The sequence below is a fragment of the Nonomuraea sp. NPDC049421 genome (assembly GCF_040677005.1).
Lineage (GTDB): Bacteria > Actinomycetota > Actinomycetes > Streptosporangiales > Streptosporangiaceae > Nonomuraea > Nonomuraea salmonea.
Genome location: NZ_JBFAQA010000007.1, coordinates 141,185 through 164,965 on the forward strand (window position 1 = coordinate 141,185; position 23,781 = coordinate 164,965).

Sequence of the window (23,781 nt, forward strand, 5' to 3'; positions counted from 1 at the left end):
CAGCTAGGGGCGATCAGATGCCCGAGAAGATGAACGGCGCCACCAGGCCGATCAGGGCGAGGGCCTCGGTGAGGACGAAGCCGAGGAGCATGTTCTGGCGGATCAGGCCGTAAGCCTCCGGCTGGCGCGCGATGGCCTGCACGCCCTGACCGAAGATGATGCCGACGCCGATGCCGGGGCCGATGGCGGCGAGACCGTAACCGATGGCGGTGACGTTGCCGGAGACCTCAGCGAGAACGCTCATTGTTCGTATTCCTTTACTTAACGGCCGGTGGACTGGGTATCACCGGTCATGGACATTCCGTGAGTCGTGCGGTGGTTCTCAGTGCTCCGCGTGGAGCGAGTTGCCGATGTACATCGCCGCCAGCATCGCGAACAGGAAGGCCTGCAGGAACTGGATGAACATCTCGAAGCCGGTCAGGATGATCGTCATCACCACGCCGATCACGCCGACGGGCGCGCCCAGCGGGGTCAGCTTCTCGAACAGGAACCAGAAGCCGACCATGCTGAAGAAGGCCAGCAGCATGTGGCCCGCGAACATGTTCGCGAAGAGTCGGACCGCGTGGGTGAAGGGGGCGATGATCAGGTTCGACAGGAACTCGATCGGGGCCAGCAGAACGTAGATGAACTTGGGCAGGCCCGGGGGGAACATCATGTTCTTGAAGTAGCCGACCGCGCCCTGGTGCTTCATGCCGAGGTAGACCTTGAGGACGTAGATGATCAGGGCGAGCACGGCGGGGAAGGCGATGTGGGAGGCCACCGGGAACTGCAGCACGGGGATGACGCCCATGAAGTTCCACAGCAGGACCACGAAGAAGATCGAGACCAGCAGGCCCATCCACTGGTCGGCGTCCTTGCCCAGGAAGGGCCGGGCGACCTGGTCGCGGACGAACATGTAGCCGTATTCGACGACGTTCTGCAGGCCCCTGGGCACGATCTTCGGGTTACCGAAGGCGCCCCAGCACAGAGCGATCACCACGAGCGAGGTGAGGATCGCGAGCAGGACCGGCTTGGTGAACCAGGCGACCCCCTCGATGATGGGGGGGAGATTGAACAGCTCGTCTGGCGTAGGCGCCCCGAACTGTTCGCCAGGAGGAGCGAGGACCGTCAGCGCACTCACGCGGCGTTCCCTTCAACGTCGTAGTGGATCACAAGAGTTACCTCGGCGAAGTGATCGCTGCGCCGGGTTAGCGACTGAACTTCCGGTAGGCCAGGTAGCCGGCGAGCACAACCCCCAGAACCACGCCTATGGGGAAGAACGCGGACATGTCCAGCCACCGGTCCAGCAACCACCCGAGACCGCCGTAGACGGCCATCCCCGCGAGCAGATAGCTGGGGACTGACCACATGGCGTCGGCGAAGTCGCGACCGTCTTCTTCCGGTCGGCGTTCCTGTGCGCTCATCGCGGCCCCGACGATAGCAGGCGGACAGAGGGCTAGTCATATCGGGCCCCGCCCGGCCATCGGCATCATGAGTCACCCTTACCGGGGACCCGGGCCTCGGGGTCGACGTACAGCATCTTGGTCTTCATGAAGGCGCGGACCTCGAAACCGGTCCACACGATGGTGCCGATCACCACCGACCAAGCGAAAGCGAGCGTGTTCCACGCCGTGGTGTCGCGGAACGCGTTGAGCACGAGCATGATGACGACGACCTTGACGAGGTAGCTCAGCATCGCCGCGATGGCCATCACCTGAGGGGAGACCCGGGCGGCGTAGGACACCGCCACCACGCTGATGCTGAAGAAGACCCCGACGAGCAAGGTGCCGAGCGCGGCTCCGAGCGCTCCCTTGCCACCTGCCAGCAGGAGGGACACGAGCACGGCGACCAGCCCGACCGCGAGGGTCGGAATCGCGGCGCTCTTGAGTACGCGCACGTCGTTGGCCTGCATCAATGCTCCATCGGCAAGTTATCAAGCGAGCGTTTGCTACCTCCAGAACCGGTACATCTGGAGGCCCCTGCTCGTGAAAGATATCACAAGCTCACGGAAGACCGCTTTTACCTGCCGTTTCTAGTTCACTGTCACGGACGGTGCGGAAATGCGGTGATGACCGGATTGCCCTCTGTGCTCGCGCGCTCGTGCGCGGCGCCGCCCGGCGGCGGCATCTGCCGCCTGACCTGCGGGTCCGGCAGGATCGGGGGCATCGGGCCGGTCGGCGGGCCGTCGTCGTCGGGCTCGTCACGCCGTGACGCCGGGCGCGAGCCGCCCCTGCCGCGCCAGCGCGGAGCCGCCATCAGCACCAGCACGGCCAGCGCCAGCACGATGAAGACCGGGAACAGCAGCACCGGCACACCCTGGCGGGACATCAGCACCACGACGAAGGCGAACAGGAACGCCCACGCATACATGATCAGGACCGAGCGGCGCTGCGAGTGGCCGATGTCGAGCAGCCGGTGGTGCAGGTGACCGCGGTCGGGGGCGAACGGCGACAGGCCCTGCGACGTGCGCCGCACCACCGCGGTGATCAGGTCGACCAGCGGCAGCACCAGCACGGCGGCCGGCAGCATCAGCGGCAGCAGCACGCCGAACTTGTTCATGTCCTCGATGGCCGCCGGGTCGAGCGGGGTCACGGTGACGATCGAGGAGGCCAGCACCAGGCCGATCAGCATGGCTCCGGTGTCGCCCATGAAGATCTTCGCCGGATGGAAGTTGTGCGGCAGGAAGCCCACGCAGGTGCCGATGAGCACGGCCGCGATGGCGGCGGTCGTGGTGATGTTGCCGACGCTCATGCTCTGGGCGAGGAAGATCGAGTAGGCCCAGGTGGCCATGGCCGCGATGCCGACGATGCCGGCCGCGAGCCCGTCGAGGCCGTCGACGAAGTTGACCGCGTTGATGGTGACGACCACGACCATGATGGTGATGATCGTGCTGAGGGTGTAGTCGAGGCTGGTCGAGCCGCCCCAGTCCTTCGGCAGCGGGATGTAGAGCAGCCGCAGGTCGTAGGCGACCAGCACGCCCGCCGCCGCGATCTGCCCGCCGAGCTTGATGAAGGCGTCCATGCCCCACCAGTCGTCGAGGAAGCCCGTCACCGTGATGAGGCCGCCGGCCACGATGAGCGCCGTGACCGCGTTGGCGTCGGACTCCGACAGCGCCGCGCCGCTGTGGGGCAATCGGCTCGCGCACAGCAGGCCCACCACCAGGCCGCCGTACATCGCCAGGCCGCCGAGCCTCGGCGTCGGCGTGGTGTGCACGTCGCGCTCGCGAACCTCGGGCATGGCGCCGATGCGGATGGCGAAGCGGCGCACCAACGGCACCAGCAGATAGGTCACCGCCGCTGAGATGAGCGCCATGAACAGGTATTCGCGCACGACCCTAGTTTCCCGGATACGCCGGCCAGCTGTGACCGGAAAACGACACAGACCAGCTTAATATTCGCTGAGATATGGGCGATGGATGGCCAGAAGGGCCGCAACTCTTTCCCTGACCTCGGCCGATGCCTCCGGCCCGCGCACCGCCCTGGCCACCAGTTCTCCCACTTCCGCCAGGTCGTCCTCGCCCATCCCCTGGGTCGTCACGCACGGCGTGCCCACCCTGATGCCCGACGTCACCGCCGGAGGTTCCGGATCGTACGGGACGGCGTTGCGGTTCAGCGTGATGCCCGCCGCCGCGCACCTGCGCTCCGCCTCGGCGCCCGACACCCCCACCTCGCGCAGGTCGATGAGCGCCAGATGCGTGTCCGTGCCGCCCGACACGGGCCGCATCCCCTCCGCCGCCAGCGCCGCCGCCAGCGACCGCGCGTTCGCCACCACCCGGCGCGCGTAACCGGCGAACCCCGGCCGCATCGCCTCGCCGAACGCCACCGCCTTCGCCGCCACCACATGCATCAGCGGGCCGCCCTGCACGAACGGGAACACCGCGCGGTCGATCCGCTTCGCCAGCTCCGACGTGCACAGGATGGCGCCGCCGCGCGGTCCCCTCAGCGCCTTGTGCGTGGTGAACGTCACGACGTCCGCGTACGGCACCGCCGACGGGATCGCGCCGCCCGCCATCAGCCCGATCGGATGCGCCACGTCCGCCATCAGCCACGCGCCCACCTCGTCCGCGATGCCGCGGAAGACCCCGTAGTCGATCAGCCTCGGGTACGCCGTCGCCCCGCACACGATCAGCTTCGGCCGCCGGCGCAGGGCCAGGTCGCGCACCTCGTCGTAGTCGATCAGCTCGGTGTCGCGGCGCACGCCGTACGAGACGACGTCGAACCACCGGCCGGAGAAGTTGACCTTCGAGCCGTGCGTCAGGTGACCGCCGTGCGGCAGCGCCATCGCCAGCATCGTGTCGCCCGGCTGGAGCAGGGCGGCGTAGGCGGCCAGGTTCGCCGACGCGCCGGAATGCGGCTGCACGTTGGCGTGGTCCGCCCCGAACAGCCTCCTGGCCCGCTCCACCGCCAGCCGCTCCGCCCGGTCCACGACCTCGCAGCCGCCGTAGTAGCGCCGGCCGGGGTAGCCCTCGGCGTACTTGTTGGTCAGCGTGGAGCCCAGGGCGGCCATGACGGCGGGCGAGGTGAAGTTCTCGCTGGCGATGAGCTGGATGCCGCCGCGTACCCGGTCCAGCTCGTCGAGCAGCACCTGCGCGATCTCGGGGTCACGCTCACGCAGCTGCCCGAAGTCAGGGCCGTAGTAGGGCTCTGCACCCATTTCCCCACTGTACGACCGGATGTCCGTTTCTCCCATACACGATGGCTGCCCCGAAATCCGCCCTCATGACCTCACGACGGGTAGGCGTGCGGGGCGTTCGCCGTCGTCTGGACCCAGCGCGGGGTGTCGGCGGCCTCGTCGCTGATCGACGTCAGGACGGCGTGCCGGTAAAGGGCCAGCCTGTTGCGCCACTCCCTGATGTCCTCCAGGTACCGCTCGCCCACCGGGGCGTCCCACGTCTGAGGGCTCTTCGCCAGCGCGAACGCCTTGTCCAGCACCGTTCTCAGGTCGTCGAGCTGCGGCTTGACCGTCTCCCATGCCGTGACCAGGCGTTCGTAGTCGGGATTGAAGCGCCAGGCCCGCTGCGGGTCCTCCAGCGGGCCCGTGGAGGTGATCGGGGGCGCCTCCGAACGGCCCTTCGCCCTGGGGGCCGGCGGGTCGACGTACATCACGCTCTCCTCTCCGGGTCCACCTCACCGGGCGGGCCGTCCGGCCTGATGTCCTCGGGCGCCCACTCCCCCTTGCCGTACTCGCCCGGCGGCACCTGCACGGACGGCATCTCCTGGGGACGGATGTCGCGGTGGTGCTCGATCACGGTCCTCATGGCCTCCAGGCTCGGCGGCCGCACCCCGGCCGACACGACGTCGTCACCGTCATTCGCCCACCTCCCGCTGTCGGAGCCGGGCGTCATCTCGTAGCCCGGCTCGACGTCGTACGCGATCAACACCTCGTACGCACCGGCCGCACCAACCTGCCGCTCCCCGGCCACCGCCCCAGGCGTGCTACCGCCCGAGCCCTCGCGCCGCTCCCCGGCGACCGCCCCAAGCCCCCCACCGCCCGAGCCCTCGTGGCGCTCCCCGGCGACCGCCCCAGGCCCGCCACCGCCCGAGCCCTCGTTTCGATCTCCGGCCACCGTGCCGGGCCCGCCTGCTCCGGGCTGAGCTCCACGGTCGGAGCTCCCGCCGTCGCCGCCTTCGCCCAGAGCGCCGTACGCCGCCTCCGCTCCGTAACCGACCTCCTGCCCTGCGCCGAACCCGTAACCGGCCTCCTGAGCCATCACGGCGCCATCCCCGGCCCCTGGCGGGTTCCCGGCCCCCGAGCCCTGTGACGCCCCGGCAGGACCGGCACCTTGAGCTCCACCACCGGCGCCACGGTCAGGCGCTGTGGTCGCAGGGTCGGTGGCGGCGCCGTTGGGGGGTTCGACGGACGGACTGGTCGGCGGAATCGTGACGGGCCTGCCCCGGCCATCCGCACTTTGGCCGTCGCTCCCGCCACCGGCACCTTGACCACCCGTACCGCCCTGTCCCCCGCCCCCACCGGCACCTTGACCCCCGCCACCACCCGTACCCCGATCCCCATTCCCACCACCAACGCCACGCTCCCCGCCACCGCCCGCACCTTGTTCCCCGGCCCCGCCACCACCGGAGCCTTGACCGCCCACGCCACGCTCCCCGGCACCACCACTACCGGAGCCCTGGTCCCCGGCCCCGCCACCGGAGCCCTGACCACCCGTGCCCCGCTCACCGGAACCGCTTCCGTCGGCACCTTGGTCACCAGACCCGGTACCGCCTGTACCCCGTTCCCCCGTGTCCTGGGGTGCGTCCTTGGAGGGTGGGCAGGATCCGTCGGGTTGGTTGCCGGCACCTGGGTCTGACGGTGTGGTGCCTGTGCCGGGTGCGTCCGGGGTGTGGCCTCCCGCGATCGTGCCCGCGCCGCCTGCTGCGGCGCCGCTCGTCGAGGTGACGTGGCCGTCCGTCGTCAGGCCGCCTGAGGTCGCGTCGATCGGTGGGAGGGTCTGGGTGATGCCCGTGATCGGGGCGCCGGGGGCGATCGAGCCGGTGGGGCCGTCCGGGCGGATGTCGCGTTCGGCCCACTGGCTCTGACCGTATTCGCCGCGCGGGACCTCCACACCGGGCATCTCCTGGGGAGCTATGTCCCGGTGGTTCTCGATGACCGTCTTGAGGGCGTCCAGGTCCGGTGGGCGGGCCTCGGCCGAGACGACGTCGCTGCCGTCGTTCGCGTAGCCGTTGACGTTCGCGGTGCCGGTCGCGTCGGACGAGCCGGTGCCGTTCGTTGAGCCGGTGTCGTTGGTGTCCGGCGGGAGTGTGGCGTTGTCGGCGGGGAGTTTCGGCATGTCCGCCGGTTGGACCTTGTCGGGGTTCCGCAGCATCTCCTCGATGGCTGCGGCGGACGGCGGGTCCAGCGGCACCTGCAGCACCTTCACGCCATCGACCACCACGACCTGTGGCTTGGACGCGTCCTGACCGTCGCCCACAGGGGTGCCGGCCGTCCCGTTGTCCGAGGCTCCGGTGTCCGCGGCTCCGGTGTCCGCGGTCCCGTTGTCCGTAGCGCCGGTGTCCGTGCCTCTGGCGTCGGCGTCGTTGCCGCGGTCACGGCGGCTGTCCAGGTCGTCGTCCTTGGGCTGGCTCACAGGCTGGTCGCCGGCTCGATCGCCGGTCCTGCCGTCGCCCCCGGTCCCATTGTCCCGACCGGTCTCGTTCCCCTGGCCGGTCCCGCTGTCCCGACCGGTCCCGTTCCCCTGGCCGGTTCCCCCGTCACGAGCGTTCTCGTTGTCCTGGTCGGGGCGGGGGTTCTTGTCGTCGCAGTTCTGGCCGCCCACATCCGGCTTGTCGCCGGTGCCGGTCTTTCCCGATGAGTCGAGCCGCTCGTTCGCGTCGGGCCGCCCGCCGCCGGGCTTGTCACCCACGTCGGGCTTGCCGTCGGAGCCGGGGTTCCCGCCGGTGCCGGTCTTTCCGCCGGTCTCGGCGCGCCCGTTCGACCCGGCTCTGTCGTCGGAACCAGAAGGGGAGCCGGGGTTGCGGGGGTTCTCGTACCGGTCCCGGTCCCCCCGGGACTCCTTCGGGGTGGAGTTCGCGTCCTCCCCGGCCGAACCCGAGCCCGCCTTCGGCGGCGGATCCACCCGCTTCTCCAGGGTGGCGAGCCGCTTGTCGACGTCGCGCACCATGACGTCCACCGCGTCGGCGACCTGCACGGGACGGTGGGTGCTCTGCAGGGGCAGCCCGGCCTGGTGCATGGCGAGGCGGACGCGCTCCTCCGTCGTACGCATCTGCGCAGCCGCCCGCTTGACCTCGGCCAGCAGGTCACGGACCAGCTTGGGGTCCATGCCGTCGTATTTGCCCATGCGCCACTCCCCGACGTCTAGCCGCTCCGCGCCCACGTAACCACGACGGGAGCGGCTTGGCAGCCGGAATAAGCAGCGGGTATACGACTAGTCGTCAGTCAGTCGTCTGTGGCGACGTAACCGATGATGCCGCGCAGCTTCTCCACGGGGATCGCCCCGCGCCGCAGCAGCCGTGGCACGGCGGTGGTGAGGTCGAGGATGGTGGACGGGGTGTTGTCGGTGGTCTTGCCCCCGTCGAGATAGACCTCGACGGCGTCGCCGAGCTGCTCTTCGGCCTCGTCCACGGTGGTGGCGGCGGGCGCACCGGACCGGTTGGCGCTGGAGACGGCCATGGGCCCGGTCTCCTTGAGCAGGTCGAGCGCGACGGGGTGGAGCGGCATGCGTACGGCGACCGTCCCCTTCGTGTCGCCCAGGTCCCACGACAGAGCCCTGTTGGCCTTGCAGATGAGCGTCAGCGGCCCGGGCCAGAAGGCGTCGATGAGGTCCTGCCCGTACGGCCCCAGGTCGTCCACCAGCGCGCTCGCCGCGCGTACGGTGCCCACCAGCACGGGCGGCGGCATGTCACGCCCGCGCCCCTTGGCCTCGAGCAGTCTGGTGACGGCTTCCGGTGTGAAGGCGTCGGCGCCGATGCCGTAGACCGTGTCGGTCGGCAGCACCAGGAGATCGCCCCGGCGAGCGGCGGCCGCGGCCTCCATGAGCCCGATGGTCCGCTGGTCGGGATCGGAGCAGTCGAAACGTCGTCCCACGATAGGTTGCCTCGCTCCGCTCAGCGGGTGAACGGCGCTGTCGAGGCCTCCTCCTTCCTCCAAGTACGGTCGCCGTGGCCCCCGGCGGTCAGGAGCAGGTAGCGCCGCTTCGCGTGCATCCTAGTCCTGGCCCAGCCTGGCCGTGACGAAGCGGTCTCGTCTGGTGAGGTCTTGCCGCAGGCGTACGTCGCGCCAGCCGTTGTCCTCGGGGAAGGTGAGGTAGACGGCCCTGCCCTGCTCGTCGGCGTGCTCGACGGCCACCCACCCGCCGGGCCGCAGCAGCCGGCGCGCGGTGCGCTCGACGGCGCGCACCTCGCCGAGCCCGTCGTCGCCCGAGCCGTAAAGGGCCCTGGTGGGGTCGTAGTCGCGCACCTCGGGGTCGCGCGGGATGGCGCCGGGCGGGATGTAGGGCGGGTTGGAGATGACGAGGTCGACCTTGCCGTTGAGCTCGGGCAGCGCCTCGGCGAGGTCTTCCGGGTGCAGGTGGGTGCGCCCCTGGCCGAGCTCGGAGATGTTGCGCTTGGCCCACGTGTACGCCGCGGGGTCGACCTCGACGGCGTGCACCTCGGCCAGCGCCACCTCCTGCGCAATGGACAGCGCGATGGCGCCGGAGCCGGTGCCGAGGTCGACGACGAGCGGCGCGGTGACGTCCATCTCGCGCAGGGTCTCGATGGCCCAGCCGGCCATCACCTCGGTCTCGGGCCGCGGCACGAACACGCCGGGCCCGACGGCCAGCTCGAGGTAGCGGAAGTAGGCGTGGCCGGTGATGTGCTGCAGCGGCTCGCGGGCCTCACGCCTGGCCACGCCCTCCCAGAAGAGCGCGTCGAAGTCGGAGTCCTTGACGGTGTGCAGCTCGCTTCTGCGCACGCCGTGGACGAAGGCCGCGATCTCCTCGGCGTCGGTGCGCGGCGAAGGAACGCCTGCCTCGGCCAGCCGGGCAGTGGCGAGCGCGATCTCGTCCAGCAGAAATGTCATGAGTGTTGTGCGAGCTTCTCCGCCATCTCGGCGTCGATGAGGGCCTGGGTGACGGCGTTGAGCTCGCCGTCGAGCACCTGGTCGAGGTTATACGCCTTGAAGCCGACGCGGTGGTCGGAGATGCGGTTTTCCGGAAAGTTGTAGGTGCGGACGCGCTCGGAGCGGTCGACGGTGCGGACCTGCGACTTGCGCTCCGCCTGGGCGGCGGCCTCGGCCTCCTCCTGCGCCATGGCCAGCAGCCGGGCGCGCAGGATGCGCAGGGCCGACTCCTTGTTCTGGAGCTGGCTCTTCTCGTTCTGGCACGAGACGACGACGCCGGTGGGCAGGTGGGTGATGCGCACCGCGGAGTCGGTGGTGTTGACGCTCTGGCCGCCGGGGCCGCTGGAGCGGTAGACGTCGATGCGCAGGTCGTTGGGGTCGATCTGGACGTCGACCTCCTCCGCCTCCGGGTAGACGAGCACGCCCGCGGCGCTGGTGTGGATGCGGCCCTGCGACTCGGTGACGGGCACCCGCTGCACGCGGTGGACGCCGCCCTCGAACTTCAGCCGCGACCACACGCCCTCGTCGCCCTTGGCCCTGATGCCGACCGTGACGTCTTTGTAGCCGCCGAGGTCGGAGGGCTGGCTGTCGATGATCTCGGTCTTCCAGCCGAGCCGCTCGGCGTAGCGGAGGTACATCCGCAGCAGGTCGCCCGCGAACAGCGCGGACTCCTCGCCGCCCTCGCCCGCCTTGATCTCCATGATGATGTCCTTGTCATCGTTGGGATCGCGCGGGATGAGCAGGTGGTGCAGCCGCTCTTCGAGCTGCGGGATGCGGGCCTCCAGCTCGATGGCCTCGGCCGCGAACGTCTCGTCCTCACCGGCCAGCTCCTTGGCGGCCGTGAGGTCCTCGCGGACCGACTCCAGCTCGCGGTAGGTGCCGATGACGGGCGTGAGCTGGGAGTAGCGCTTGCCGAGCGTGCGGGCCTTGTTCTGGTCGGCGTGCACGGCGGGGTCGGCGAGCTGCGACTCCAGCTCGGAATACTCCTTGAGCAACTCGTCGAGATTCACCGTGGATCCTTTGTATCGAGAAGTACGGGCCGTTCACCAACAACGCCGACCCGGCGCACGCGTGTGCGTCCGGGCCGGCGTACGTGGAGCTACTTGCCCGAGGCCTTCTTGCCGAAGCGCTTCTCGAAGCGGGCCACCCGGCCGCCGGTGTCGAGGATCTTCTGCTTGCCCGTGTAGAACGGGTGGCAGGCCGAGCACACGTCGGCGTGAATCACGCCGTTCTTCGCGGTGCTGCGGGTGGTGAACGTGTTGCCGCAGGAGCAGGTCACCTGCGTCACGTGGTAGTCAGGGTGGATGTCGCGCTTCATCGCTGTCCTTTCGGGGTGCGGCCGCCGGGTCGCCTTCACGCATGGCGTGAACCGGAACCGCAAAATGGTCAGCTACCAGTGTGCCAGATCGTGAAACCATCCCAGGCCATCGCTCATTCCTCATGAGCCCGGCACGGGAACGCGTGAGGGGTGGCGGGCGACCCCGCCACCCCTCACGACGCAGCCGCTAGCCGCGGTCGTTGCTCACCGTGGTCGTCTGGACCTGCATGAGGAACTCCGCGTTGGACTTGGTCTCCTTCATCTTCTCCAGGAGCAGCTCCAGCGCCTGCTGCATGTCGAGCGCGTGCAGCACCCTGCGCAGCTTCCAGACGATCTGCAGCTCCTCCTTGGCCATGAGGATCTCTTCCTTACGCGTGCTGGACGCGTCGACGTCGACCGCCGGGAAGATCCGCTTGTCGGCCAGGGAGCGGTTGAGCTTGAGCTCCATGTTGCCGGTGCCCTTGAACTCTTCGAAGATGACCTCGTCCATCTTGGACCCGGTCTCGACCAAGGCAGTGGCGAGGATCGTCAGCGAGCCGCCGTTCTCGATGTTGCGGGCGGCGCCGAAGAAGCGCTTGGGCGGGTAGAGCGCCGTGGAGTCGACACCACCCGACAGGATGCGCCCGGACGCGGGGGCCGCGAGGTTGTACGCGCGGCCGAGCCGGGTGATCGAGTCGAGCAGGACGACGACGTCGTGGCCCAGCTCCACCAGGCGCTTGGCCCGCTCGATGGCGAGCTCGGCGACCGTGGTGTGGTCTTCGGCGGGACGGTCGAAGGTCGAGTGGATGACCTCGCCCTTGACCGACCGCTGCATGTCGGTGACCTCTTCGGGCCGCTCGTCCACGAGCACGACCATGAGGTGGCACTCGGGGTTGTTGCGGGTGAGCGCGTTGGCGATGGCCTGCAGCACCATCGTCTTACCCGCCTTCGGCGGCGAGACGATGAGACCGCGCTGGCCCTTGCCGATCGGCGAGACGAGATCGATGATCCGCGTGGTGAGGATGTTGGGCTCGGTCTCGAGGCGCAGGCGCTCCTGCGGGTAGAGCGGCGTCAGCTTGTTGAAGTCGGGCCTGTTGCGGGCCTGCTCCGGGTCCATGCCGTTGACGGTGTCGAGGCGGACCAGCGCGTTGAACTTCTCGCGCCGCTCACCCTCGCGCGGCTGCCGCACGGCGCCGGTGATGACGTCGCCCTTGCGCAGGCCGTTGCGGCGGATCTGGGCGAGCGAGACGTAGACGTCGTTGCTGCCGGGCAGGTAGCCGCTGGTCCTGACGAACGCGTAGTTGTCGAGGATGTCGAGGATGCCGGCGATCGGGATGAGCACGTCGTCGTCGCCGATGACGGGCTCGCCGCTGTCGAAGCGGTCGCGGCCGCGGCCACGGTTGCGCTCCCTGAAGCGGCCCCTGCGGCTGCGTCCGCCGCGCTCGTCGTCGTCGCCGCCGCGCTGGTCGCCCCGCTGGTCGCCGCGCTGGTCGGAACGGCCGCCCGCGTCGGCTGCGACGCGTTCGCGCTGGTCGCCGCGACCCCCATCGCGGCCACCGTCACGACCACTGTCACGGCCGCCATCACGACCGCCGTCACGGCCACCGTCGCTGGTGCGGTCACCGCGATCGCCGCGGTCACCGCGGTCACCACGGTCGCTGTTACGGTCGCTGCCCCGCTCGCGGCGCTCGCCACGGCTGCGGCGCTCACGCCTGCTCTCGCCGCGCTCGGAGCGCGACTCGCCCTGTCCGGCGTCCCCGGGCTGCGACTGCTGCTCCACGACCGGCTCCGCCACGGCGGCGGCGACCGGCTCAGGCGCTGCGGCCACGGGCTCGGGCGCGGCGGCGGCGGGCTGCTGCGCGGGCTCTTCCACGGTCTTGGCGCGGGAACGTTCCCTGCGTGTACGGGTGGGTCGCTCCGCCGCGGGCGCCGCCTCTGCGGGGGCGGCCGCGGGGGCCTCGGCCACCGGCGCGGCCGTCGCTGCGCCGTCTCCGGAACCGCCACCCTGCTTCTCCTGGATGGCCGCGATGAGCTGGCTCTTCCGCATGCGCCCGGTCCCGCTGATGCCCAGCTCCGCTGCCATCTTCTGCAGCTCGGGCAGCACCTTGGCGGACAGGCCGGTGCCGGAGCGACGCGCACGCGGCTTGGCCGCTGCGCGGGTGGGGGTGTCGCCGGACGCCGGCTCAGCGCCTGATGCGTCGGAGAGGAGTTCGGTGGTGTCGCTCAACTAAAAGGTCCTTCCCAGGGGTCGGGCGCCGGATTTGTTCTTCCGGGCGTCCCGGAGGTGCTTGCGATCCGGCGGGACAGACCGGGTCGGGGTGCACTTTGCGATCTTCGGCTGTCGCTTGAGACGGCCGCCACTCTTGGGGAGGGGTTCGTCCACGCCGCCGATGGCCCTTGGCGCGTGGCCGACACCCCCCAGATTGCTGTCGCCAACCAGATGTCGAGATGATTCGAACGCGCAGATCCCCGTCGTCGCCACCTCGCGTTGCGCCAACCGGGTGTGGGCCAACCGGAGGCAACGGATTCCGGGGAGACAGCCGCGCTGCTCACGCCTCGCGACGTGAGAAACATGATGCAGCGATGTATGGCTGACAAGCACGCACCCACCAAGGGGGCATCTGGTGCGGCTATCAGCCTAACATCACCAGCGCACACGGCTATTCCCTGAAGGTCTAAAGAGGTATCAGCGTGTCTCGGGGAACTGAACGTTCGCACCAACCGGGTCGACGTCCATTTGCTGGATGTGCCAGTCATTACCCACTTCTGGCGCGATCAAATCCTGCGAATCCGATGTCGAAAACGCAAGAACCGTGGGACCCGCTCCCGAAACGACCGCGGGCACGCCCACTGCACGGAGACGTTCTACCAGATCCGCACTCTGCCGCATGGCAGGCGCGCGGTATTGCTGGTGGAGCCGATCTTCTGTGGCGGCGAGCAGGAGCCCTGGCTCTGGCCGCTGGGTCAGCGCCGCGATCAGCAGCGCGGCCCGGCCGGCGTTGAAGGAGGCGTCCTCGTGGGGCACGTCCTTCGGCAGCAGCCCCCGGGCGGCCTCCGTCGACAGCCGCGTCGAAGGGACGCAGACGACCGGACGGATGCGCTGGTCGGGAACTAGTTTCAGCCTACGCGGCAGCCCGGTGTGGTCGGACCACGAGACCGTCAGCCCGCCGGAAAGACAGGGTGCGACGTTGTCGGGATGGCCCTCCATCTCGGTGGCCAGCGCGTAGACGTCGTCGTCGCTCAGCGCGTTCTCCCCCGAGTCCGCGAGTGCGCGCGCGGCGAGGATGCCCGCGCACACCGCGGCCGACGACGATCCGAGCCCCCGTGCGTGCGGGATGCGGTTGCGGCAGTGCAGGTGTATGCCCTCCGGCTGGGGCACGCCCATGCGGTCGTACGCCATCCGCATGGCTTTGACGACCAGATGCCCCTCGCCGGGATCGACCTCCCCCGCCCCCTCGCCCTCCACGACGACGTGCACGCCGCTCTCCCCGGTGAGCGTGGCCGTGACCTCGTCGTAGAGGCTCAGCGCGAGCCCGAGCGCGTCGTAACCCGGCCCCAGGTTGGCCGACGTCGCGGGCACGCGAATGTCAACGGTCCTCATTCGTTCACTTTTCCCTCGTCACTCCCCGTCAGGCGAGGTTGAGCGCCGCCGCGGCGGCGTGGACGTCGATGGGGATGACCACCGGCGCGGGCGCCCCCGAGATCGCCCAGTCAGGGTCCTTCAGCCCGTTGCCCGTCACCGTGCACACGATGCGCTGCCCCGGATCAACCATGCCCTGCGCGTGGGCCTGCAGCAACCCCGCTACGCTGGCGGCGGAAGCGAGCTCGACGAACACGCCCTCCTCCTGCGCCAGCAACTTGTACGCCGCCGCGATCTGCCGGTCGGTCACCGCCTGGATCACGCCGCCCGACTCGTCGCGGGCCGCGGTGGCCAGCGCCCATGACGCCGGGTTGCCGATGCGGATGGCCGTGGCGATCGTGTGCGGGTGGGTGACGGGCGCGCCCTGCACGATGGGCGCCGCGCCGCTGGCCTGGAAGCCGAACATGCGCGGCCGCTTCGTCGCCACCCCGTCGTCGGCGTACTCGCCGTAGCCCATCCAGTAGGCCGAGATGTTGCCGGCGTTGCCGACGGGGATGCAGTGGATGTCGGGGGCGTCGCCGAGCGCGTCGACGATCTCGAACGCGGCGGTCTTCTGGCCCTGCAACCTGTACGGGTTGACGGAGTTGACCAGCGCGATCGGATAGTTGGACGACAGCTTGCGCGTCATCTCCAGGCAGTCGTCGAACGACCCCTCGACCTGCAGCAGCGTGGCACCGTGCACGAGCGCCTGGGCCAGCTTGCCCATCGCGATCTTCCCCCGTGGCACCAGCACGGCGCAGGTCAGCCCGGCGCGTACGGCGTAGGCGGCGGCCGAGGCGGAGGTGTTGCCCGTGGAGGCGCAGATGACCGCTTTGGCGCCCTCTTCGACGGCCTTGCTGATGGCCATCGTCATGCCGCGGTCCTTGAAGCTGCCCGTCGGGTTGGCCCCCTCGACCTTCAGGTAGACCTCGCACCCGGTGAGCGCCGAGACGCGGTGCGCGGGCACCAGCGGCGTGCCGCCTTCGAGCAGCGTGATGACGGGCGTCTTCGCGGTGACCGGAAGACGCTCGCGGTACTCCTCGATGAGGCCACGCCACGACCTGCTCATGATGACTCCCTACCTGCGCTGTTGGGCACAGAGTGTACGGGGTGCCGGGGACCGTCGCGGAGCGGCGTCCACGGGTCGGACACCCGTCGAACTCCTGCATTGGACAGGAGCACTATTCAGGAAATTCTCAGCATCTCCCGATAAGGTCTCGCCCAGGGGGTCACGACCATGAACGCGCGTCCTGCTCTGAGGCAGAACGACTATTCACCGGTGACGGCACCGCTGCTCGGCGCCTGGTCACCCGCCCTTTCCGTCAGCGTGGTGATACCCGCGCGCGGCGGGCAGGACAAGCTTGACCTGACGCTCGCGGCGCTGGCCGCGCAGACGTACCCGGAGCACCTCATGGAGGTGCTGGTCGTCGACGACGGCAGCGACCCGCCGATCCGCCTGCCCGAGATCCGGCCGTTCAACACCCGTCTCGTACGCGTGCGCGACGGCTGGGGCATCTCCAACGCGGTCAACACCGGGGCGAAGGCCGCCGACGGCGAGATCATCCAGCGGCTCGACTCCGACATGGTGGCCTGCAGGGAGCACATCGAGGCGCTGGCGCGCTGGCACCACGAGACCGACTACCTGGTCACGATCGGCATGAAGAAGTTCGTCGACGCGCCGCCCGTCACCCCCGAGCAGGTCTTCCTGGCGGGACACCTGGGAGAGCTGTTCGACCTGGAGACGGCGGTGGCCAGCTCGACGGAGGCGACGATCGCCAAGACCGACGGGCTGCGCAAGAGCCGCAATCCGTACCACGTGTGCACGGGGCCGACCTTCGCCCTTCCCAGGGAGGTCTTCCACGCCGTGGGCGGGCTCGACCCCACGGTCGCGCGTGGCGAGGACACCGAGTTCTCCTACCGGCTGGCCATGCACGGCGTGGTCTTCGTGCCCGACATGGACGCCCAGGCGGTCCACTTGGGGCTGCCTTCGCAGCATCGCGACAGGGAGCGGGCGGTGCGTGCCGTGGAGCCTTTCCTGGCCCATCGCATCCCGCTCCGCCGTGACCTGCGCAAGGACCGGGGGCGGCGGTGGCTGGTGCCGTACGTGGAGGTCGTCCTCGACGTCTCCGGCGCCTCCGGGACCGCCGTGCGGCAGGCGGTGGCGGCGGCGCTGGACGGCAAGGTGCAGGACGTCGTGGTGACGCTGGTCGGGCCGTGGTCGCGGCTGGCCGACGGGCGCCGCTACTCGCTGTCCGACCCGGACTTCGAGCTGCGGCTGCTGCGTGACCTGTTCGCGCACGACGAACGCGTCCGCCTCATCGACGAGCCCGCGCCCACGCCGGCCCCGATCCCGTTCCGCTACCGGGGGCCGGTGGACGTGCCACTGCACCGGGTGACGCTGGAGCGGATGATCGAGTCGGTGCAGAAGGATCTGACGGGTGTGCTGGTGGTGAACCTCCCGGACGGACGGACGGCCCGCCTCGAACGCACCTCCGCCCTGGGCCGGGCGGTGCTGCTCACCGGCGCGGGCGATGACGTGGACGAGGTCATCGCGGCCACGCACGGCGTACGTCACGAGCCGCCCGACCGCTTCTGGCCCAAGCCCGCGCAGCCGGACCCGGTCACGATCCCGGCCCCGAAGGCAGCCGTGCAGGTGCCGTCGGACCCACCAGAGAAAACCCTGCTACGCCGCCTCAAATCAGCCCTCCGCCCCAACTGACCCACCGCCATCGGCTGAGGTCCTTTTGAGGAGGAGGGGGAACTCACGCTGGCTGAGGTCCTTCGAGAAGAAGGGGGAACCCACGCTGGCTGAGTCCTTTGAGGAGGAGGGGAACCGGCTACGCCCGCCCCCCACCTCTCATACTGTGAGGCCGGCGGTTGCGGAGGAGGGTGGCTCAGCGGTTCCGACCGCGAAGAGCGCGTCCGCTGCGCGCGCTGGAGGGCCGGCTGAGCGTTCGACCGCTGTCGCCCCCACCCGTGGGGCGTGAAACCATGCCCCCACCCCGTGGGCCTGGCTATGCCCCCAGCCCATGGGGTCGGCTGTGCCCCACCCGCCCCAAGGGATTAGCGGGTGCGGCGGAAGGCGCGTTTTACGGTTGTTGACACCAGTGAGCGGAGGTCCTGCTGGGGGCGGTTGGCGGCGGCTATGCGGCGGCGCAGCGAGCCCACCTCGCGGCGGAGTTCCACTGCTGACTTGCGCCAGGTGCCTGCTTCCTCGCGCCACTTCGCCACCTGGGCGCGCAGGCGTTCGGCCTCCTTGGCCAGCCGGGCCGCCTCCGCCTGCGCGGCCAGTTTCTCCTTGTACGCGCTGCGCCGCCCCTGCGGCGGCTCGGCCTCGGTGGTGAAGCCGTAGGTGGCGCCGTCGGCCCACAGCACGCCGGCGACCTCGTCCACCACGTCGTCGAGGTTCTCGCCCGCGGCAGCCACGATGCGGGCCCTGGCGAAGGCGGAGGCGCGTTCCAGCCGGGCCGCCACGACGCCGCCCGAGCTCTCGTCCAGGAGCACGTTCAGCAACCCGAGGCCCTCGTCGCGGGCCAGGTCGAGCAGGCGGGCGAGCGTGTCGTGGCCGGGGATCCAGCCGGCGGGCAGGTGCAGCGTGTACGGCACCGCCGGGTCGACCGAGGCGAAGGCGAAAGCGGAAGCGGAACCCGAGGCGGAAGCGGAGGCCGAGGCGGAAGCGGAGGCCGAACCCGAGCCCGAGGTGACCAGGTGTACCCGGCCCTCGTGCCGGTAGTGTCCCTCGATCAGCACCAGGTCGAGCGACGGGTCCTTCAGGGGCGCACGGCGATCGTGGTCGAGGGTGTCCCAGGGGCCGACGAGCAGCACGGACACGTCGGGCACGGTGCCGGCCAGCAGCGCGTCGACGGTGGCCCGCACCTCGTCGTAGCCGGTGGTCGTCGCGGAGACGACGGCGGTGACGTACGGCACCTTCCACTGCCGCCCGGGATGCCCGCGCAGCCACCGGTAGGCCGGGATGCGGTCGGCGACGAACGCGTGGCTGACCCGGTCGATGGGCGCCTTGTCGCGCATGCGCATGGTCGGCCCGAGGTGGTAGCCGCGCGCGGCGGGCTCGGGGACGAAGACCGCGCCCGCCTGCCACAGCCGGTAGCCGAGCTCGGTGTCCTGCCCGAGCACCAGGTCGTCGTCCATGGGCCCGGCGGCCTTGATCAGGGCGGCGTTGACGGAGGTGGCGCCGCCCACGTGCAGGCTGAAGGGCCGCTGGGGGTTGTCGGTGAGCCCGTCGGTGCGCTCGACCAAGTCGACGAGCCAGGCGTGCGGCTCGGCGGGCTCGAAGGCGGCCTCCAGGTCGGACGGCAGCTGGGCTGGCACGGGCGCCTCGGTGAAGCGCAGGTAGCCGGTGACGACGAGGTAGGGGGCGGCGTGGTGCCAGCGCATGTGCGCCTCGACCGCGCCGGGGGTGAGCAGCACGTCGGAGTCGAGCCAGTGGATCACCTCGCCGGTGGCGGCCCCCAGCCCGGCGTTGCGGGCGGCGGCGCGTCCTGGACGCTCGCAGCGCACGATCCGGGTCAGCTCGGGCCGCTCGGCGGGCAGGCGCAGCGGCGGCTCACTGCCGTTGTCGACGACGATGACCTCGATGAGCTCGGCCGGGTACGTCTGCCTGGCCAGCGCGGCGAGCACCAGGTCGAGCTTGTCCTGTCCACCGTAAGCGGGCACGACGACGCTGACCGTCAGCCGGGGTTCGAGCGGCTCGTCGCGGGCGAGGACGCGGTAGTCGTTGCCGCGTACGCGGGCGGTCACGCGGCTTCCATCAGCAGGCTCGGGCGGAAGCCCCGCCACTGGTTGGCGGCCACCTTGAGGAAGTGGGCGAGCGGGAGCTGCCAGGTGTGCTCACCGCTGAGCCCGCGGCGCAGGACGTAGCCGAGGCCGTGGGTGCGGTAGATGCGGGCCTCGGCGCTCTTGGCCGCCTTGAGGAACTCGAGGTCGACGGCCCGTGGCAGCGCGGGATATCCGCCTATGTCGTGGAATTTCGACCGGGACACCATGATCGTGCCGCCCGCCACGTGATCGGCGTGGACCTCGCTCGGATAGCTCGCCCCGCTGGCGAACGTCGTGCGCCTGATCGTCGCCTCCAGCGGCTCCAGGTAGAAGAACTCGGCCGTGGTGCCCACCACGTCGGCTCCCGCGTACGTCATCGCCATGAACAGGTCGGCCAGATGGCGGGGACCGTACCAGTCGTCGTCGTCCCACTTCGCCAGATGGTCGCCCTCCGCCAGGGCGGCGGCCCGGTTGAGCACCTCGCCGAACGGCACCGAGGCGTCGGCCTCCACGTGGCGCACGGGCAGCGCACAGGAGCCGACGGCCTCGCGTACCTCGTCGAAGGCCACCCCGTGCAGGCCGAGCAGCACCTCGGCGACGACGTCGCGCTGCCGCTCCATCTGCGCCAGCGCGGCGGGCACCATGGCGGGCCGCTTGGTGGCCATGACGATGCTGACGTGCGGGATGGACGTGGGATGGGCCAGGCGGCGCAGGCGTACGCTGTGCTCCTCGCGCCGCAGGTCGGCCAGCGAGCGCGCGCTGCCGTCGGCCGGGTGGGCGAGCCAGTCGCGGTCCGTGAGCAGCGCCGCGAGGTCGGCGGGCACCCACGCGGGCGCGTCGGCGGCGGTCAGCGGCACGCCGGCCGCGGCCAGCCGCATGAGCCCGTCGAGGGGCACCTCGCGCTCGGGCCACTCGACCTCCAGGCCGCGCAGCGGGCGCAGCTCGGGCACCTCGGGCGGCCCGCCCTCGACCGCCCATGCGCCGGTGTTCCAGTGGAGGCGGGCCAGCCCCTTCTCCGGCGTACGCGCGAAGCCACAGGGGGTCTCGGACATCGCAGGCTGCTCCTCGGGCGCAGGGACGGAATCGGCGGCGCCTACCTTACGCCCGTTTCGGGAGCGATCTGGCGATTACCGCCCCTTCAGCCGACCTCGTCGCCCTCCACGCGCATCACGCTGGCCACCGCGCGGACGATGTCGAGCTCGCGCAGCCCCTCCATGGTGGCCGAGAGCGCCGCGTCGGTGGCGCGGTGGGTGACGATGACGAGCTGGGCGTCGTCGCCCCTGCCCTCCTGCCGGACGGTCTGGATGGACACGTCGTGCTTGGAGAACAGCTCGGCCACCCGGGCCAGCACGCCCGGCTTGTCGGCGACGTCGAGCGCCACGTGGCAGCGCGTGACGGTCTCGCCCATGGGGTGGACGGTCAGCTCGGCGTAGGTGGACTCCTCGGGGCCGCGGGTGCCGGCCAGGCGGTTGCGCCCGACGGCCACCAGGTCGCCGAGCACGGCGGACGCGGTGGGCGCGCCGCCCGCGCCCTTGCCGTAGAACATGAGCTGCCCCGCCGACTCGGCCTCCACGAAGACCGCGTTGTACGCCTCGCGCACCCCGGCCAGCGGATGGCTGCGCGGGATCATCGCCGGGTGCACCCGCACGCCGAAGGAGCGGCCGTCGTCGGAGCGCGCGCAGATGGCGAGCAGCTTGATGACGTAGCCCATGGCCTTGGCGGAGGCGACGTCGGTGGCGGTGATCTCGGTGATGCCCTCGCGGTGCACCTCTTCGGCCCGCACCCGGCTGTGGAAGGCGAGCCCGGCGAGGATGGCGGCCTTGGCGGCGGCGTCGAAACCCTCGACGTCGGCGGTCGGGTCGGCCTCGGCGTAGCCCAGCGTCTGGGCCTCCTCGAGCGCGTCGGTGAAGGAGGCACCGGTGGAGTCCATCTTGTCGAGGATGTAGTTGGTGGTGCCGTTGACGATGCCGAGCACCCGCTTGACGTGGTCGCCGGCCAGCGACTCGCGCAGGGGGCGCAGCAGCGGGATGGCGCCGGCGACGCTGGCCTCGAAGTAGAGGTCGCCGTTGCCGGCCCTGGCCGCCTCGTGGAGGGTGGCGCCGTCTTCGGCCAGCAGCGCCTTGTTGGCGGTGACCACGGACTTGCCCCTCGACAGGGCGGCCGTGATCAGCGAGCGGGCCGGCTCGATGCCGCCGATGACCTCGATGACGATGTCGATGTCGTCGCGGGTGACGAGCGACTCGGCGTCGGTGGTGAGCAGCGCGGGATCGACCTCGACGTCGCGCTTGCGGCCGAGCCTGCGCACGGCGACGCCGGCCAGTTCGAGCGGCGCGCCGACGCGGGCGGCGAGGTCGGGGGCCTGCTCGTGCATGAGCCTGATGACCTGGGAGCCGACCACGCCGCAGCCCAGCAGCGCCACTTTCAGCGGTTTCACAGCTGCCCCCTCAACAGGTCGTCCTCGGTCTCGCCCTGCACGATCACGCGGGAGGCGCCGCCCGAGACGGCGACCACGGCGGGTCTCGGCAGGTAGTTGTAGTTGTTGGCCAGCGAGCGGCAGTAGGCGCCGGTGGCGGCGACGGCGATGAGGTCGCCTGGGGCGAGGTCGCTCGGCAGGTGGAAGTCGCGCACGATGATGTCGCCGCTCTCGCAGTGCTTGCCGACCAGGCGGCTGAGCATGGGCTCCGCCTCGCTCGCGCGGCTGGCCAGCACGGCGGTGTATTCGGCGCCGTAGAGGGCGGTGCGGACGTTGTCGCTCATGCCGCCGTCGATGCTGACGTAGGTGCGCAGGCCCTCGACGTCCTTGATGGTGCCGACCTCGTAGAGGGTGATGCCGCCCGGGCCGACGATGGTGCGGCCGGGCTCGATGGTGAGGCGGGGCACCGGCAGGCCGGCGTCGGTGCAGACCTTGGTGACGATCTCGCGCAGCCCGTCGGCCAGCTCCTTGATGTCGGGGGCGTCGTCGCCCTCGACGTAGGCGATGCCGTAGCCGCCGCCGAGGTCGAGCTCGGGCAGCACGACGCCGTGCTCCTCCTTGATCTCGACGAGCAGCCCGGCCAGGCGCCGCGCGGCGACCTCGAACCCGGCCGTGTCGACGATCTGGGAGCCGATGTGGGAGTGCAGGCCGACGAGCTGGAGCTGGGGCAGGGCCAGGATGCGGCGTACGGCCTCGGCCGCCGCCCCCGAGTTGAGCGACAGCCCGAACTTCTGGTCGTCGTGGGCCGTGGCGATGAACTCGTGGGTGTGGGCCTCGACGCCCGTGGTCACCCTGATCATCACCTTGGGCCGCTTGCCGTGCTCCTGGGCGAGGTAGCCGAGTCGGGCGATCTCGTCGAAGGAGTCGACCACGATGTGGCCGACGCCGGCCTCCAGCGCCCTGCGCAGCTCGGCGCCGGACTTGTTGTTGCCGTGCATGGTGATGCGCTCGGCGGGGAAGCCGACGCTGAGCGCGACGGCCAGCTCGCCGCTGCTCGCGACGTCGAGGCCGAGGCCCTCGTCGAGCAGCCAGCGCACGATCTCCTTGCACAGGAACGCCTTGCCGGCGTAGTGGACCTCGGAGCCGGCGAAGGCCGTGGCGTAGTCGCGCATGCGCGAGCGCACGTCGTCCTCGTCGATGACGTAGAGCGGGGTGCCGTGCTCGCGGGCCAGGTCGCGTACGTCCACCCCGCCCACGGTCAGCGCCCCGTCGGCCCGGCTCGACGTTCGGGGCCAGATCGCGGGGTTGATCCGGTTGAGGTCGGCGGGCGCCTGCGGCGGGCGCTCGTGGGGCAGCATCTCGGCGTGCCGGTCCCCGGCGGGATGGGCGAATCGACTCACCCGATCGAGGCTATCGGAAGCGCAAGTAAGCCATGACCCTGTGACCACGTATCGAGACGCGATCAAGGTCTGGCAGGGTAATTTTTACTCTTTTTCGCCGTTTCACCGGATATTTTCTGCTCACAGCCGGTCTGGGCCGGGAAGCACCGTACGTACCACATCGGCCACCCGTACGCGGGCCGCGTGCGCCGGCGACGGCTCCTCGTCGCCCACCGGGACGGCGGGCGCGCGCTCGTGCGCGTCGTGGTAGGCCAGCGCCAGCCGCACCAGGTACGCCTCCCACCCGGGGTCCCTGCTCGCACGGCGTCCCGGCAGCTCGGCCAGGACCCTGAGCACGTGCCGGTGCGCCGCGTCCTCGGGCAGGCCCGCCGGGCCTGGCACCCCGAGGTCCGCCGCCCACCTCAGCACGGCGCAGGCGCGCGCGTGCGCGTAGCGCACGACGAAGCCGGGGTTGTCCCAGGTGCGCGGAGAGTCGGGCCAGGACGGCTCGTACGGCACCGGCCCCGCCTCGATCAGCCAGAAGGGGTCGTCCACGACGATCCGCACGAACCCGGCCCCCGCCACCTCGGCGGAGACGACGCCCCCGAGCGCGCGCACCCGCTCGGCCAGCCCGGCGGGCGGGATCCGGCGCCGCAGGGCCGCCGCGGAGACGAAGCGGATCTCGTGCTCCCACGTGCCGTCGGGCACGGGCGGCCCCCCCAGCACGGCGACCAGCTCATCGGACGTCACTTCGAAGACCCTA

At 70.6% G+C, this 23,781-nt stretch carries 21 protein-coding genes; 1 reads left to right on the forward strand and 20 read right to left on the reverse strand.

Annotated elements, in window-relative coordinates:
- Window positions 1-13: 13 nt before the first annotated feature.
- The 15 genes from atpE to thrC form a co-directional block, all read right to left on the reverse strand.
- Window positions 14-244 (reverse strand): ATP synthase F0 subunit C, encoded by a 231-nt coding sequence (gene atpE / locus AB0K18_RS14605; RefSeq protein WP_020546689.1) that lies wholly within the window; start codon window positions 242-244, stop codon window positions 14-16.
- A gap of 78 nt (window positions 245-322) precedes the next feature.
- Window positions 323-1,120 carry a F0F1 ATP synthase subunit A gene (gene atpB, locus AB0K18_RS14610; RefSeq protein ID WP_364914500.1) on the reverse strand — a complete coding sequence of 266 codons (798 nt, stop codon included), beginning with the start codon at window positions 1,118-1,120 and terminating at the stop codon, window positions 323-325.
- A gap of 67 nt (window positions 1,121-1,187) precedes the next feature.
- Window positions 1,188-1,403, reverse strand: a complete 216-nt coding sequence (locus AB0K18_RS14615; RefSeq protein WP_355429926.1) for an AtpZ/AtpI family protein — start codon at window positions 1,401-1,403, stop codon at window positions 1,188-1,190.
- A 65-nt stretch (window positions 1,404-1,468) separates the two neighbouring features.
- Window positions 1,469-1,891 carry a hypothetical protein gene (locus AB0K18_RS14620; RefSeq protein WP_364914501.1) on the reverse strand — a complete coding sequence of 141 codons (423 nt, stop codon included), beginning with the start codon at window positions 1,889-1,891 and terminating at the stop codon, window positions 1,469-1,471.
- Window positions 1,892-2,022: 131 nt separating this feature from the next.
- The gene (locus AB0K18_RS14625) at window positions 2,023-3,309 is read right to left on the reverse strand and encodes an MraY family glycosyltransferase (RefSeq protein ID WP_364378825.1); all 1,287 of its coding nucleotides are present in this window, start codon (window positions 3,307-3,309) and stop codon (window positions 2,023-2,025) included.
- Window positions 3,310-3,366: 57 nt separating this feature from the next.
- Complete coding sequence (glyA, locus tag AB0K18_RS14630) at window positions 3,367-4,632, reverse strand: serine hydroxymethyltransferase (RefSeq protein ID WP_364914502.1); 1,266 nt, start codon at window positions 4,630-4,632, stop codon at window positions 3,367-3,369.
- Between the two features lie 71 nt (window positions 4,633-4,703).
- Entirely contained in the window at window positions 4,704-5,081 is a 378-nt protein-coding gene (locus AB0K18_RS14635; protein WP_364914503.1) for a hypothetical protein, read from the reverse strand.
- Window positions 5,081-7,774 (reverse strand): hypothetical protein, encoded by a 2,694-nt coding sequence (locus AB0K18_RS14640; protein WP_364914504.1) that lies wholly within the window; start codon window positions 7,772-7,774, stop codon window positions 5,081-5,083. Before AB0K18_RS14640 ends, AB0K18_RS14635 begins: the two co-directional genes overlap by 1 nt.
- Window positions 7,775-7,872: 98 nt before the next feature.
- On the reverse strand, window positions 7,873-8,520 hold the full coding sequence (locus tag AB0K18_RS14645; RefSeq protein ID WP_364914505.1) for an L-threonylcarbamoyladenylate synthase: 648 nt from the start codon (window positions 8,518-8,520) through the stop codon (window positions 7,873-7,875).
- Window positions 8,521-8,640: 120 nt separating this feature from the next.
- On the reverse strand, window positions 8,641-9,495 hold the full coding sequence (prmC, locus tag AB0K18_RS14650; protein ID WP_345397538.1) for a peptide chain release factor N(5)-glutamine methyltransferase: 855 nt from the start codon (window positions 9,493-9,495) through the stop codon (window positions 8,641-8,643).
- Window positions 9,492-10,544, reverse strand: coding sequence for a peptide chain release factor 1 (gene prfA / locus AB0K18_RS14655; RefSeq protein ID WP_364914506.1), 1,053 nt, complete (start codon window positions 10,542-10,544; stop codon window positions 9,492-9,494). The genes prmC and prfA overlap by 4 nt, the downstream gene beginning before the upstream one ends.
- A gap of 89 nt (window positions 10,545-10,633) precedes the next feature.
- Entirely contained in the window at window positions 10,634-10,852 is a 219-nt protein-coding gene (gene rpmE / locus AB0K18_RS14660) for a 50S ribosomal protein L31 (RefSeq protein ID WP_148033924.1), read from the reverse strand.
- Window positions 10,853-11,039: 187 nt separating this feature from the next.
- The gene (gene rho, locus AB0K18_RS14665) at window positions 11,040-13,058 is read right to left on the reverse strand and encodes a transcription termination factor Rho (RefSeq protein ID WP_364914507.1); all 2,019 of its coding nucleotides are present in this window, start codon (window positions 13,056-13,058) and stop codon (window positions 11,040-11,042) included.
- A 459-nt stretch (window positions 13,059-13,517) separates the two neighbouring features.
- Window positions 13,518-14,432, reverse strand: a complete 915-nt coding sequence (gene thrB, locus AB0K18_RS14670) for a homoserine kinase (RefSeq protein ID WP_364914508.1) — start codon at window positions 14,430-14,432, stop codon at window positions 13,518-13,520.
- Window positions 14,433-14,460: 28 nt separating this feature from the next.
- Window positions 14,461-15,519 carry a threonine synthase gene (gene thrC, locus AB0K18_RS14675; RefSeq protein WP_364914509.1) on the reverse strand — a complete coding sequence of 353 codons (1,059 nt, stop codon included), beginning with the start codon at window positions 15,517-15,519 and terminating at the stop codon, window positions 14,461-14,463.
- A gap of 210 nt (window positions 15,520-15,729) precedes the next feature.
- Between thrC and AB0K18_RS14680 the strand changes: the two genes are divergently transcribed.
- Window positions 15,730-17,169: a glycosyltransferase gene (locus AB0K18_RS14680; RefSeq protein WP_364914510.1), complete on the forward strand. Its 1,440-nt coding sequence runs from the start codon at window positions 15,730-15,732 to the stop codon at window positions 17,167-17,169.
- A 344-nt stretch (window positions 17,170-17,513) separates the two neighbouring features.
- Here AB0K18_RS14680 and AB0K18_RS14685 read toward each other — a convergent pair whose 3' ends face one another.
- From AB0K18_RS14685 to AB0K18_RS14705, 5 genes are all read right to left on the reverse strand, one after another.
- Window positions 17,514-19,208 (reverse strand): glycosyltransferase, encoded by a 1,695-nt coding sequence (locus AB0K18_RS14685; RefSeq protein ID WP_364914511.1) that lies wholly within the window; start codon window positions 19,206-19,208, stop codon window positions 17,514-17,516.
- Window positions 19,205-20,278 (reverse strand): family 2 glycosyl transferase, encoded by a 1,074-nt coding sequence (locus tag AB0K18_RS14690; protein ID WP_364914512.1) that lies wholly within the window; start codon window positions 20,276-20,278, stop codon window positions 19,205-19,207. Before AB0K18_RS14690 ends, AB0K18_RS14685 begins: the two co-directional genes overlap by 4 nt.
- 86 nt (window positions 20,279-20,364) lie before the next feature.
- Window positions 20,365-21,660, reverse strand: a complete 1,296-nt coding sequence (locus tag AB0K18_RS14695) for a homoserine dehydrogenase (RefSeq protein WP_364378859.1) — start codon at window positions 21,658-21,660, stop codon at window positions 20,365-20,367.
- Entirely contained in the window at window positions 21,657-23,039 is a 1,383-nt protein-coding gene (gene lysA, locus AB0K18_RS14700; protein ID WP_364914513.1) for a diaminopimelate decarboxylase, read from the reverse strand. Before lysA ends, AB0K18_RS14695 begins: the two co-directional genes overlap by 4 nt.
- Window positions 23,040-23,159: 120 nt before the next feature.
- Window positions 23,160-23,768: an anticodon-binding protein gene (locus AB0K18_RS14705; RefSeq protein WP_364914514.1), complete on the reverse strand. Its 609-nt coding sequence runs from the start codon at window positions 23,766-23,768 to the stop codon at window positions 23,160-23,162.
- Between the last annotated feature and the right edge of the window lie 13 nt (window positions 23,769-23,781).